Origin of the sequence: Citrobacter sp. RHB21-C05 (assembly GCF_013889015.1) — a bacterium.
GTDB classification, from domain to species: domain Bacteria; phylum Pseudomonadota; class Gammaproteobacteria; order Enterobacterales; family Enterobacteriaceae; genus Citrobacter_A; species Citrobacter_A sedlakii.
The window spans coordinates 2081506-2094522 of the sequence record NZ_CP057611.1 but is presented as its reverse complement, the minus strand read 5'-3'; the positions used below and the strand labels follow the sequence as shown (position 1 = coordinate 2094522).

10 protein-coding genes and 1 pseudogene are annotated in these 13017 nt (G+C 54.7%); 3 read left to right on the top strand and 8 right to left on the bottom strand.

From position 1 onward, the window contains the following. Positions 1 to 40: 40 nt before the first annotated feature. From tyrR to HVX72_RS10080, 3 genes are all read right to left on the bottom strand, one after another. A complete protein-coding gene (tyrR, locus tag HVX72_RS10090) occupies positions 41 to 1582 on the bottom strand; it encodes a transcriptional regulator TyrR (RefSeq protein WP_181823120.1) in 1542 nt (513 codons plus the stop codon). A 147-nt stretch (positions 1583 to 1729) separates the two neighbouring features. Then, a complete protein-coding gene (locus HVX72_RS10085; protein WP_181823119.1) occupies positions 1730 to 2794 on the bottom strand; it encodes a YcjF family protein in 1065 nt (354 codons plus the stop codon). After that, positions 2791 to 4188 (bottom strand): YcjX family protein, encoded by a 1398-nt coding sequence (locus HVX72_RS10080; protein ID WP_181823118.1) that lies wholly within the window; start codon positions 4186 to 4188, stop codon positions 2791 to 2793. The genes HVX72_RS10085 and HVX72_RS10080 overlap by 4 nt, the downstream gene beginning before the upstream one ends. A 355-nt stretch (positions 4189 to 4543) precedes the next feature. On the opposite strand from HVX72_RS10080, the gene HVX72_RS10075 reads away from it, so the two are divergent. From HVX72_RS10075 to HVX72_RS10065, 3 genes are all read left to right on the top strand, one after another. Next, positions 4544 to 5260, top strand: a complete 717-nt coding sequence (locus HVX72_RS10075; protein WP_042283320.1) for a YebC/PmpR family DNA-binding transcriptional regulator — start codon at positions 4544 to 4546, stop codon at positions 5258 to 5260. A 244-nt stretch (positions 5261 to 5504) separates the two neighbouring features. Continuing rightward, positions 5505 to 5738: a DUF1272 domain-containing protein gene (locus HVX72_RS10070; RefSeq protein ID WP_072014946.1), complete on the top strand. Its 234-nt coding sequence runs from the start codon at positions 5505 to 5507 to the stop codon at positions 5736 to 5738. Positions 5739 to 5848: 110 nt separating this feature from the next. Continuing rightward, positions 5849 to 6859: a LacI family DNA-binding transcriptional regulator gene (locus HVX72_RS10065; protein ID WP_181823117.1), complete on the top strand. Its 1011-nt coding sequence runs from the start codon at positions 5849 to 5851 to the stop codon at positions 6857 to 6859. A gap of 86 nt (positions 6860 to 6945) precedes the next feature. Here HVX72_RS10065 and HVX72_RS10060 read toward each other — a convergent pair whose 3' ends face one another. The 5 genes and pseudogenes from HVX72_RS10060 to HVX72_RS10040 all read right to left on the bottom strand — a co-directional run bounded on the left by HVX72_RS10060 (position 6946) and on the right by HVX72_RS10040 (position 13014). Next, positions 6946 to 7851: an OmpG family monomeric porin gene (locus tag HVX72_RS10060; protein ID WP_042283326.1), complete on the bottom strand. Its 906-nt coding sequence runs from the start codon at positions 7849 to 7851 to the stop codon at positions 6946 to 6948. A gap of 77 nt (positions 7852 to 7928) precedes the next feature. After that, positions 7929 to 9008 (bottom strand): ABC transporter ATP-binding protein, encoded by a 1080-nt coding sequence (locus tag HVX72_RS10055; protein ID WP_181823116.1) that lies wholly within the window; start codon positions 9006 to 9008, stop codon positions 7929 to 7931. 10 nt (positions 9009 to 9018) lie between these two features. Beyond that, on the bottom strand, positions 9019 to 9681 hold the full coding sequence (pgmB, locus tag HVX72_RS10050) for a beta-phosphoglucomutase (protein WP_042283331.1): 663 nt from the start codon (positions 9679 to 9681) through the stop codon (positions 9019 to 9021). Beyond that, complete coding sequence (locus tag HVX72_RS10045; protein ID WP_181823115.1) at positions 9678 to 11954, bottom strand: glycoside hydrolase family 65 protein; 2277 nt, start codon at positions 11952 to 11954, stop codon at positions 9678 to 9680. The genes pgmB and HVX72_RS10045 overlap by 4 nt, the downstream gene beginning before the upstream one ends. Beyond that, a pseudogene (locus tag HVX72_RS10040) lies at positions 11951 to 13014 on the bottom strand (Gfo/Idh/MocA family oxidoreductase). The gene HVX72_RS10045 and the pseudogene HVX72_RS10040 overlap by 4 nt, the downstream one beginning before the upstream one ends. Between the last annotated feature and the right edge of the window lie 3 nt (positions 13015 to 13017).

Here is a 13017-nt window from a genome sequence, read left to right as displayed (position 1 = left end):
ATAACGCAATCAGGCCTTCCAGAGCGATTCCCCTTCCCCTTTATTCTTCACCCTTCTTCTGGCTCAGCCCATATTCCCGCAGCTTATTGGCGATAGCCGTATGCGACACGCCCAACCGTTTTGCCAGTTTGCGCGTGCTCGGATAGTTACGATAAAGCTGGGTTAACACCGAACGTTCAAAGCGGCTAGTGATTTCATCCAGCGAACCTTCCATTGCGTCTTCGCCTACCGCCACGGCGGAGGCGTCGTAATCCGGCAATAAAATATCCTGCGGCCGCAGCTCATAACCCTCAAGCTGGGTCAGCGCGCGATAAACGGCATTTTTTAGCTGTCGCACATTGCCCGGCCAACCGTAACGGGTCAGGACCGTGCTTAAGTCGGCAGAGAGTTTAGGACGCGGTACGCCCTGCTCGTCGGCAAAACGCGCCACGAACAGTTCGGTCAACGGCATGATGTCCTGCGGGCAATCGCGCAGCGGCAGCAGATTCAGGGTCAACACGTTAAGACGATAGTAAAGATCTTCCCGGAACACCCCTTTCTGCACCAGCTCAACAAGGTTTTTCTGGGTAGCGCAGATCACACGTACATCAACGTGCACTTCGTGATCTTCTCCGACACGGCGGAACGTGCCGTCGTTCAGGAAGCGCAGCAGTTTAGTCTGCATCCGCGGCGACATCTCGCCAATCTCGTCAAGCAGCACCGAACCACCGTTCGCCTGTTCGAAAAAGCCTTTTTTGCCTTCCGGCGCGTGACCAAACAGCTCACTTTCAACGGCGTCCTCGGGGATCGACGCGCAGTTGAGCGCCAGATAGGGTTTCCCCGCGCGCGGGCTGGCCTGATGGCAAGCATAGGCAAACAGATCTTTTCCCGTACCGGTATCGCCGGTAATCAGCAGCGGCGCGCTGAGGGTCGCCAGCTTACGCGCCTGCTCTACCACATGCTTCATCTTAGCGCTGACGGCGATGATCTGGCTGAACGCGCTGACGTCCTGCGTCGCCAGGTTTTGCAGCTGGCGGCCCATACGGATGGTCGAGCGTAGCATCACTACCGCGCCGGTCAGCATCTGCTGCTCGGTGTCGCCCTGCAGATACACCGGGGTGATTTCCATCAGGAAATTCTGGCCGTTAATGACCACGTGCTCGTTATGCGAATTTTGCGGATTTCCCTCCAGCCAGCGCTGAAAGTTAAAACCGTTGATCAGTTGGGCAGCGGTATGATTGCGCATCCGCTCCAGGTTGAGCGCAAAAAGTTGACAGCTTGCCGGGTTCGCCATGTCGATTTTGCTTTTCAGATCGAGCGACAGAACCGGTTCCGGCAGGGCTTCAAGCAGCGCGCTCAGCGCCAGATGCTCTCGCTCAGAAGGCATCCACGGCACCGTTCGCACGTCCGTCACGCCGGATATACGGCGAATCTCCGCCATCAGGCTGCTGAAGTGATTGAACTCCAGTTCGGCAAAATTGAGGTAAATTCGCCCAATCGGATCTATCTCTATACCGCGTAAATCAATGCCGCGCAGCACCAGCAGGTCGAGTAATTCACGGGTCAGACCAAGACGGTCTTCACAAAAGACTTCCAGACGCATGGGGAGAACCTTCACCTGAATAAAGAACGTTAAATAAGATGATAAGCCAGGATTCGGATAGCAGGAAGGATTCTGTCAACAAATATTGACAGCATGATGGAAAAACAGGCGTTTCGGCGTAAAGATACGCGGTCAACGCCTGTCTGGTCAGGATTTTTCCCGGGCAGCGGCGTTTTTCTGCAAGGTCTCTTTCACCTGCCCAATAAGCTGACGACGAAAATCGCCCAGTCGCGGTTTATCATCCTCCATCCACGGCAGCGGGCGGCAAAGTTCCATCGCTTTGATGCCCAGACGCGCGGTCAGCAGTCCGGCGCCAATCCCCTGCGCGGCGCGCGTGGATAAGCGGGCGGCAAGATCCTGCGACATCCAGTCCATACCGACCTCTCGCACCAGTTCGCTGGCGCCGGCAAAGGCGATGTTCAGCAGGACCAGACGGAACAGACGCAAACGGCTGTAATAGCCCAACTCAATGCCGTACAGCGCGGCGATACGGTTAATCAACCGCAGGTTACGCCAGGCGATAAACGCCATATCCACCAGCGCCAGCGGACTGACGGCGATCATCAGCGTAGACTCCGCCGCCGAACGGCTGATTTCACGTCTTGCCTGCGCATCCAGCACCGGTTGCACCAGATGCGCATACAGGCTGACGATCTCACGATCGTTCTGGGTCTCGTGTATCGAGGCGTACCACCGCTGTAGCGCCGGGTGTGATTGATCGATTCCCGCCTGCCGGGCCAGCTTTTCACAAAACGCGCGGGCTTTCCCGGTTCCGTGGCTGTGCAGCAGTTCCCGGGCGTCGTCGCGTTCGTGGGCGCGCTGGCGTAAGCGCCACAGACGTCGCCATTCCGTCGCCACAGAACCCACGCCCGCGCCGATAATCAATGCGCCGGCAGCACACCCACCCAGCGCCACCCAGTCCTGAGTTTGCCAGGCATTGAGCGTCCACTGGACACCCTGGCCCACGACGCTGGCACCAAACAGCGCCAGCCCGCCCATGACCATTTTGCGCCACAGGCTGCGTTTTGGGCGCAATGCTGCGTCAATCACCGCTTCGGCTTGCCCTTCTTCTTCCAGCGGTTCGTCGATGTTAGCCGGAGCGAAGCTTTGCGCCTGCGCCTCACTAAACGTCTGTTGCGCCCTGAACACCGGATCCTGCTCCGGCTCAAGCGGACCGGCGAAATCGATACGCGGTTTTAACGGCTCGCTCATCGCAATTTATCTCCTATTAAAAATTCCAGCGCGGCATCCAGGCGAATATGCGGCAGCGGTTTGTCGACATCCATTTTTTGCGGACGAAACGCCTCAAACTGAAAGCCCTGACTGTCCCAGAAAGCCTGCCCGGGCAGACGTGCGGGCACCTCACCCGGGTAGACAGTTAGCGGCGCGCCATCGCTTAAGCGATTTCCCCGCAGGGCCGGGATTTTTTCGCCGTTCACGTCAATCAGCCCGCTGGTGGTTGCCTGAACGGAAGCCAGCCCCAGACAGTCCATGCTGATCCCCTCAAAGGCCGCGTTCTGCCAGGCGTCCTGAATCAGCTGTTGCAGGAGCGAGACCATATTGGCGTGCTGGTCGAGTGTCACGTGGTCCGCTTTGGTCGCCGCAAACAGCAGCTTATCAATCACCGGCGAAAACAGCCGCCGGAACAGCGTGCGTTGACCGTAATGGAAGCTTTGCATCAATTGCGTTAGGGCCAGACGCATATCATTGAATGCGTGTGGCCCGCTGTTCAGCGGTTGCAGACAATCAACCAGGACAATCTGGCGATCGAAACGCAGGAAATGATTTTTATAAAACCCCTTTACGACCTTTTCGCAGTAATAATTGAAGCGTTCGCGCAGCATGCCGGCGTTGGTGTGTTTATCCGCCTGCGCCAGTTTTGACTCTCCCCAGGCATCGACGTCCGGCCACGGGAAAAACTGCAACGCCGGCGCGCCGGCCATATCACCGGGCAGCACGAAACGGCCGGGCTGGATAAAATGTAGCCCTTCCTGCTTGCACTGGTGAAGGTAATCAGTCCAGGCGGCGGCAATCTCCGCCAGCCGATTTTCATCGGCCTGCGCCAGGGGATCCAGCCCTTCGCTGAGCTTGCGCCACGTCGCCGACCATTCTGCGCGCTGCCCCTGAAGCAGCCCGGTCATTTGCCGCGACCAACTGAGGTAATCCTGCGCCAGCATCGGCAAGTCGAGCAGCCACTCCCCCGGGTAATCGACAATTTCCAGATACAGCGTTGATATGTCTTTGAAATGACGCAGTAACGAGTCATTGGATTTGTAGCGCAGCGCGAGGCGAATTTCACTGACGCCACGGGTTGGCGTCGGCCAGGTCGGCGGCTCGCCATACAGCTGCGCCAGCCCTTCATCGTAGGTGAAACGCGGAATGCCGAAATCACGCTGCGGCACCCGTTTTACGCCAAGCAGGCGTTCTTCACGCACCGCACTGAGCAAGGGCAAACGCGCCCCGGCATGAATGTTGAGCAGTTGGTTAACCAGCGCGGTGATAAACGCTGTCTTTCCGCTCCGGCTCAGTCCGGTAACCGCCAGGCGTAAATGCCGGTCGACGCCGCGATTGACCAGCGCATTGAGTTCATTGGTGAGTCTCTTCATCGCCATCCCGTTATGCCTGAAGGCCAGAAAAAATTATAACGTATACCGGTTATGATGGGGGCAGGTTGTTGATTATCAAGCGGCTGTGGACGGGGCGTCGGCTTCGTATCAGTTCGTGTCTTATCTGTTCTTATTACGGCTTAAGTATTAAGAACAGAAAAAACATTCAGAAGAACATTATCAAATAATATTCACACCATATTTACTGTTGGCAAAAGAAAAGTAACACTCCGTATACACGGCATATTTTAATATTCATAGACGAATATTTACATATCATGATATAATACGGTAGAAAAAACGCAGATTATTAATCTGCAAGTAATGTAAATAAATTTTCGAGGAGCGAATTCCAGTGGGACGTAAATGGGCCAATATCGTTGCAAAAAAAACGGCTAAAGACGGTGCAACGTCTAAAGTATACGCAAAATTCGGTGTGGAAATCTATGCTGCAGCGAAACAAGGTGAACCCGACCCAGAATTAAACTCATCTCTAAAATTCGTTATTGAACGTGCGAAACAAGCGCAGGTTCCAAAACACGTTATCGATAAAGCCATTGATAAAGCCAAAGGTGGCGGAGATGAAACGTTCGTCCAGGGACGTTATGAAGGCTTTGGACCCAATGGTTCAATGATTATCGCTGAAACGTTGACGTCAAATGTTAATCGTACGATTGCGAATGTCCGCACAATTTTCAATAAAAATGGCGGGAATATCGGGGCGGCAGGTTCTGTCAGTTATATGTTTGACAATACCGGCGTGATTGTATTTAAAGGAACAGACCCTGACCGTATTTTTGAAATTTTGCTTGATGCTGAAGTTGATGTTCGTGATGTCACCGAAGAAGACGGTAACATCGTTATTTATACTGAATCCACAGACCTTCACAAAGGCATTGCAGCGTTAAAAGCGGCTGGAATCACTGAATTCACAACAACATCATTAGAAATGATCGCTCAATCAGAAATTGAACTTTCACCAGAAGATTTAGCAATTTTTGAAGGGCTTGTTGATGCCCTTGAAGATGACGATGATGTTCAAAAAGTTTATCATAACGTTGCAAATCTCTGATCCAAAATGAGTTAGGCAGCAGCATTTCCAACCGGATGGTTGATTATAAAATAACCCTCAAAATCCAGCGCAGGCACCTTTTTCACTAAGCATCGGAGCGATGTAGAAGGTGGTGCCCGCAAACGCTATAAACAGATCGTGGTATCCTTTTCATGGTGATCCTGGTGTAATGGCAGGTTTTACTCTGCGTGGGCTGTGGGTCATCTATACTTTCGATGATTTTTCCCTTAACCCGGAGAACACCATGCTCGAACTTCGCCCTGACTGCGAATGCTGCGATCGCGATCTGCCGCCAGAATCAACGGAAGCCTTTATCTGTTCGTTCGAATGTACCTTTTGCAGTGATTGCGTGACTCAGCGGCTTCACGGCAGTTGCCCGAACTGCGGGGGGGAATTGGTTCGACGTCCGGTACGTCCCGCAGCGGCCCTGTTGCAATATCCGGCCTCAACGCAGCGCCGTCATAAACACCGGGCGTAAAACCTTCCTGTTTCAGGTCAGGTTGTTGATTATCCAACACGTTATGTTGTCAACGACTGGCTAACTCCATAAGATGGGTGGCATTAACTCTCTGATGGAGTTCCTGAATTATGTCGCCCACTATTTATGATATTGCCCGCGTTGCGGGTGTGTCGAAGTCGACGGTTTCCCGAGTACTTAATAAGCAAACCAATATATCGCCCGAAGCGCGGGAAAAAGTCCTGCGCGCCATCGACGAATTACAGTATCAGCCCAACAAACTGGCCCGCGCCCTGACCTCCTCTGGCTTTGACGCCATTATGGTCATTTCCACCCGCTCCACCAAAACCACCGCCGGAAATCCGTTCTTCTCTGAAGTGCTGCATGCCATTACCGCCAAGGCCGAAGAAGAAGGTTTCGACGTGATTTTGCAGACGTCACGCAGCAGTGAAGACGACCTGCAAAAATGTGAGAGCAAAATTAAGCAGAAAATGATCAAGGGCATTATTATGCTCAGCTCGCCTGCGGATGAGTCCTTTTTCGCGCGGCTGGATAAATACGATATTCCGGTGGTGGTTATTGGCAAAGTGGAGGGTCAGTACAATCATGTCTATTCTGTCGATACCGATAATTACCGCGACAGCATTGCGCTAACCGATGCGTTGATCAACAGCGGCCACCGGCTTATCGCCTGCCTGCACGCGCCGCTGGATTATCACGTCTCCGTTGACCGGGTGAATGGCTATAAGTCCAGCCTTCAGGCGCACCAGTTGACGATCCGCGATGAGTGGATTATCGACGGCGGTTACACCCATGAGTCCGCGCTATGCGCCGCCAGAGCCTTGCTGAGCCAGAGCACATTACCGGATGCCGTCTTCGCCACGGACAGCCTGAAATTAATGAGCCTTTATCGTGCGGCAGCGGAATTGAATATTGCCATTCCGCAGCAGCTCGCCGTGGTGGGCTACAATAATGAAATGCTGTCGTTTATTCTGACGCCGCCGCCGGGCGGTATTGATGTGCCAACGCAGGAACTAGGGGAAGAAAGTTGCGCCTTGCTGTTTAAATTAATTCGCGGCAAAAAGGGTCTGCAACATATCACCGTCGCGACCCAAATCGCTCTTGCGGGATCGCTGGCGTAAAAACGGGGCGTATTCTGCCCCGTGAGTGTGTGCGTTATCCATAACGCCTGTCAGCGCTGCGCCGCCATCCGGCCGTGCGTTGACAATTAGAAAGCGTAATTCACGCCGACACCGGCGTAGTGGAAATGATCCCGCTCGCCTTCATCGTGATCCTGCCATTCAAACGCATATTCCAGCGTCATGGATAATCCATTCTGGAAATCATAGGCGTACAGCATACCGAGACGGTTGAAATCATGACCTTCGCGTTCGATATCGTCCTGCCAGTCCCAGTTGCTCCAGCGATCAAGACCAATACGGGTGTATGGCGTCAGCGTGGTGTTGCCTAATGCCACCGGTAGATAGGCGCGAATTTCCTGCGTCGAGAATTCACCGTTGTTCCGCGACTTGTCGATATTGAAACCGCGTTCAAGGTAATAATTGGTCACCAGGGAGAACGTTTCGTTAATATTCCATGTAAAACCCGTCTCCGTTTCGACGCGGCTGTCGGAATAACCGGTTGTCGATAAATCATTAACGAACTGATACAGGGACAACCAGCCTCCAAAGCGCACGTTATCGCTAATCTTAATATCCCAGTCCGGCGACACTTTCCAGCGCTGCATATTCGCGGTGTCTTTACCCGGTTCATTAACGTAGTGATAGCCGTAATTACGGAAACCGCCGGTCAGACCAAAATTGACGTCGTCGCTTTCCAGAAACTGATAACGCACTTCCAGTTCCGGGCGGTCAAACCAGGTGCCGCGCTTACCCGCGCTGTAATCAACCGGCCCTTCCTGATAATACGCCAGCGAGATTTTCCACGGCCCGTTGGCGGCGTTGAAATAGACGGAGGGCTCAGCCAGTCCGTCCATATCTTCACCCTGGCCTTCGACGTTTTCGATTTCATACATGGCGCCGACATTAAAATGCCAGTCATTATTTTCTGCAGCCTGCGCGCAGGCCATTCCTGCGCACATCAGCAGCGCAGTAGAGGACAGTAAGGTTTTCATTATTATTCCTTGTATAAATACAGATAAATAAAATGAGCTAAAGCCAGGAGAACAGGTTCTCCTGGCAAGTTTTCTCGTTAAATAGCGAATTCAGTTTCTGCGTCAAAGAAATGGCATTTCGCCATATCAAAATGAATGGTGATATTGTCTCCTGCGTGATAATCATTAACCGCTCCGGCACGGACCACCAACTCGTGCCCCCCAATGGTGGTGTACAGCATAAATTCCGCGCCGGTCAGTTCTGCGACGCTTATTTTTGCCGCCACGCTATTTTCCTGTTGCGACTCGGGATGAATATCCTCAGGACGAATACCCATCACCACCGCTTTATGTTCGTAGCCTTTTGCTCTCAGCCCCTGTAATTTGTCTTCCGGAATGGTTAATTTCAGGGTTTCGGTTACAAACTGATTGCCGTCGATCGCGCCGCGAATAAAATTCATTGCCGGTGAGCCAATAAATCCCGCGACAAACATATTTGCCGGGTGGTTATAGACCGTTTTCGGCGCGCCCACCTGCTGTACTATCCCGTCTTTCATAATGACGATACGCGTCGCCATGGTCATCGCTTCCGTCTGGTCGTGCGTCACGTAGATCATGGTGGTGTTCAGCTTCTGGTGCAGCTTGCTGATTTCCGCGCGCATCTGCACACGCAGTTTGGCATCGAGGTTCGATAAGGGCTCATCCATCAGGAACACCCCGGCTTCACGCACAATAGCGCGTCCTAACGCTACGCGCTGACGCTGACCGCCGGATAACGCGCCCGGTTTGCGCTTCAGATAGTCCCGCAAGCCAAGGATCTGCGCCGCCCAGTTGACGCGTTCATCAATAATAGTCGGGTCAATCTTCTGCATTTTCAGCCCAAACGCCATGTTGTCGTACACGGACATATGCGGATACAGCGCGTAGTTCTGAAAGACCATCGCGATATTGCGCGATTTTGCCGGAACATCGTTCATCCGTTTGCCGTCGATCAGCAGATCGCCAGCACTGATCTCTTCCAGTCCGGCAATCATGCGCAGCGTGGTTGATTTACCACAGCCTGACGGACCGACAAAAACGATGAACTCTTTGTCTTCGATCTCCAGGTTAAAATCTTTCACTACGTGAACCTGGTTGTCGTAAATCTTCTGAATATGTTGCAACGAGAGCTGTGCCATAGTGATTCCTTTACTTGTCGTGTTGCCAGAAAGCCGATAAGCACGGCCACGTCAGAGAGTCTGTCGCCGGAAGCAGCAAACCTGCGCCCGTCAAGCCCGAGCCAATGCCTACCGAGCGCATGCCGCTGGCATTGATCGCATCGATTCCAGCCTGTGCGTCTTCGATTCCGATACAGGCCTGCGGCGGTATGCCCAGCCCCTGACATGCGGCGAGGAAAATCGCCGGGTCCGGTTTGGAACGGGCTACTTTTCCGGCATCGGCGCAATAATCAAAAAAGTGTTCAATTTCCAGCGCCCTGAGAATGGTGGGGGCGTTCAGGGAGACTGATGCCAGGCCAATTGCTATCTGTCGCGCGCGCAGTTCGCCGAGCAGTTCACGGATCCCCGGCAGGATGGAATCGGCGGTTAAATCGCGCAGAGAGTGAACGTAAAGCGCATTCTTACGTGCCGCCAGCGCCTCGCGCGCCTGCTCGCTGAATTCCCCCTCTTTCCCGCCGTGACGTAAAATACGCAGCAATGACTCCCCCCGGCTTATCCCTTTCAGGGTGTCGTTAAATTCCTCGTCGATCGCGATCCCGATGTCTGCGGCGACCTGTTGCCAGGCAAGGAAATGCAGATGCGCGGTGTCGGTGATCACCCCATCGAGATCGAACACTATTGCCTGTAGTTTCATTCACCTTCCTTTTGTGTGGTAGCGGTCCCATTGGTGGGCAAAATAAAGTCAGCGAGCGAACAGGTCTGCTCACCGTTAACGGTCAGCGCCGTCCCGTTCAGCCATAGGGTCACCGGACGAGTGCTACTGATACGCGCTTCCTGTCTCGACAGCGAAATGCGCAGTTCGCTTCCCTGCCACCGAAGTGGGAAGGTCAGTTGCCGCCAGGCGTCTGGTAACGCAGGGTTAAGGTGCAACTCGCCTTCGCGTACGCTTAATCCGGCGAAGCCCTGGATCGCACCAAGCCAGATCGCTCCCGTTGCCGCCGCATGAATGCCGTCATCGCAGCTGTGCGGATCGTCACCAAGATCGATTAGCGTCCCTTCTCGCCAGAAACGGTAACCTTGTTCGGCATCACCACAGCGCGCGGACACAATACCGTGAATCGATTTGCTCAATGAGGAATCGTGAATCGTTCGCGGTTCATAGAAGTTAAGGTTGCGCAGGCAGACGTCGGCCGAAAACCGCTCAGGCAGCATGTAGGTCAACATCACTACATCGGCCTGCTTGAGGATCTGCATCTCGTTGACTTCCGCCCGCGAGTAATCGAGCAGAATAGTCTGCTTGCCCGCTTTCGCCTTATATGTCGTGAGATCGATGACGGGCTTACTCAGGAAGGTGTCATCCTGCGGCAGTACTCCGTCCTCCCCAGCTTCCGGCAGCCAAAGGTGCGCGAGAAAATGCGCGGCGCGATGAAGAAACGCCTCATCCGTGCAGCCAAAGCGGCGGGAAAAACGCAGCGCCTGGGCGACGTTGTAATGCGCCATGTAGTTGGTGAACGCGTTGTTGTTGACGTGCTCGGTATATTCATCCGGGCCAATCACGTCATGAATTTCCAGCCGTCCGTTGACGTCTGTCGCACGACTCATCCAGAACCGCGCTGTTTCCTGGAGCAGCGTCAGCCCTTCGCGTGCCATAAACTGGTCATCGCCCGTTGCCTGCCAGTAAGCGACCACCGCCCATGCGATATCAGCGACCAGGTGATGTTCCGCCAGCGCGGAAGCCACCTTCTGACGCAGCCCGGTCCGGATGTTAATGGCCGCGTATTCTGGTGTCTCTTCTTCGCCGCTGCGGGCGCTCTCCCAGGGAAACAGCGCGCCATGCCAGCCATTGCGCCGCGCTTTTGCACGGGCGCCCGGCAGGTTGTGCCAGCGGTAGCGCAGAAGATTGCACGCCACTTCCGGCTCGGTAAACAGGTGGAACGGCAGTAAAAAGACTTCGGTATCCCAGAACACATGGCCTTTGTAGCCTTCGCCGGTCATGCCTTTCGCACCGATGCTGCTGCGCTCGTCATGGGCTGGCGTCATGCTTCGCAGATGATAGAGCGCAAAATCCAGCGCCCGCTGATCCGCATTGTCATGGCTGGCGACCTCGACCCGACAGCGCTGCCACCAGTCGCCCCAGTTGGCGGCGGACTCCGTCAGTAAGGCCTCATAACCCTGCAGCGCGCAATTCTCCAGCGCGCGTCGTCCCTGGCGGGCCCAGGTATCCAGTGACAGATTGCGACTGCTGGTCCACTCAATCCAGGTGAACTTTTCCAGCGTCAACCGTTCGCCCTGGGCGACCTGCGCGGTGTTATGCTGCAACAGGCGACGCTCTTTCGCCGTAAAACAGGACTGCACCTCGCCCTGCACGCGACACCAGGTCGAGACAGAAATATCGCTGCGGCCATCCTGGGTGGAATAAATGCCTTGCAGAAGATGCTGGCCAAACACCCGCACCTGCGTTTCATCCAGATGCTGGCGGCCATGGTTGGTCTGAGTGGCGTCGATGCCGGTGGACACAGATACCGTCGCCGCCGCGTCCAGCGGCGTGATGGACAGTCGCATCGCCACCAGCGGCAGTTGCGTCACGGAAGCGAAGCGGCGGCTCTCGATGGCGAAACGCGCGCCGCCGGGCGCGCGCCAGACCAGTGTGCGCGTCAGCTCGCCACAGCTAACATCCAGTTCGCGCCGCCAGCTTTCAACCGTGCCGCTAAGCAGGGAGAAAATGTCCCCGTTGAGCTGAATATCGACGCCAATCACATCCGGCAGGTTCACCAGTTCATTGATTTCCCCCTTGCCGGCCCGGTGATAAAGTCCGGCAAGATACATCCCGCGCGTCTGCTGCGTGTAGCCTTCTTCGTGGCTGGCGCGGATCCCCAGATAACCGTTGCCTGTCGCCATCAGCGAGGCGTATTTATTCAGGCTGTGCGGGCAAAAACCCGGATCGGATAACATCACTGGTTTACTCATAATTCAACGCACATCCCTGTTTCGGCAGATTCATACAGCGCCGCGACCAGCTCTTGGATCACAAAGCCCTGCTCGGCGTCGGCGATGGTGACCGGTTCACCCTGAACGTGGTTCACGAAAGCTTCCATACTGCGATAATGGCGTTGATCATCGGCGCGCTCCCGCTGCGTCAGAATGGCCAGTTCGCCGTTGTGATCGGTGTAGACCTGCGCCGGGAACAGCGTTGCGCCTGCTTTATCGCCGCAAAAATTCACATTCATTATTGATTGTTCAGGAATATTCAGTGCAAAAGAGGTTTCGAGGCGCAGAATACTGCCGTTATGAAATTCAATGGTGCCGAACAGCGAATCTTCCACGGTATAGGTCGTGGGATCCCATTCGCCGAACTGACCGTTATTTTTCCGGGTGCCGATCTTCTGAAAGCTGTGCGCGGTAACGCGTTTCACCAGCGGGAATCCCAGAACGTACATTGCCGCATCCAGCATATGTACGCCAAGGTCGATCAACGGGCCGCCGCCCTGGAGCGCTTTATTCGTAAAGACGCCCCAGCCGGGCACGCCGCAGCGGCGCAGCGGCGCAGCGCTCTGGCATTGGTGACATAAATTTCGCCGAGCATGCCTGCCGTCACCTGCTCGCGTAACAGTTGCGTGTCGAGAGCAAAACGGTGATGGAAATCATACGCCAGTACTTTGCCCATCCGGCGCGCGGTATTGCACATTTCCAGCGCCTGTTCCGGGGTCATGGCCGGGGGTTTTTCGCACATCACGTGGCAACCGGCTTCCAGCGCCATCATGGTATGTTCATAGTGAAAACGGTTTGGCGAACAGATACTCACGATATCCGGCTTTACGCTTTGCAGCATGCGCTGCGGATCGTCCCAGACCTGCGCATGACCGTATTTTTCTGCCAGCGATTGCGCCTGAGACAGGCGGCTGTCACAGACAGCCACCAGTTCCAGATCCTCGCGGGTGCAGTAGTACGAAGCATGAACCTTATCCGCTACCTGTCCTGCGCCAATAATGGCCACACGCAGCGGGGAGCTTGTCATTGCACTTTTCACGGA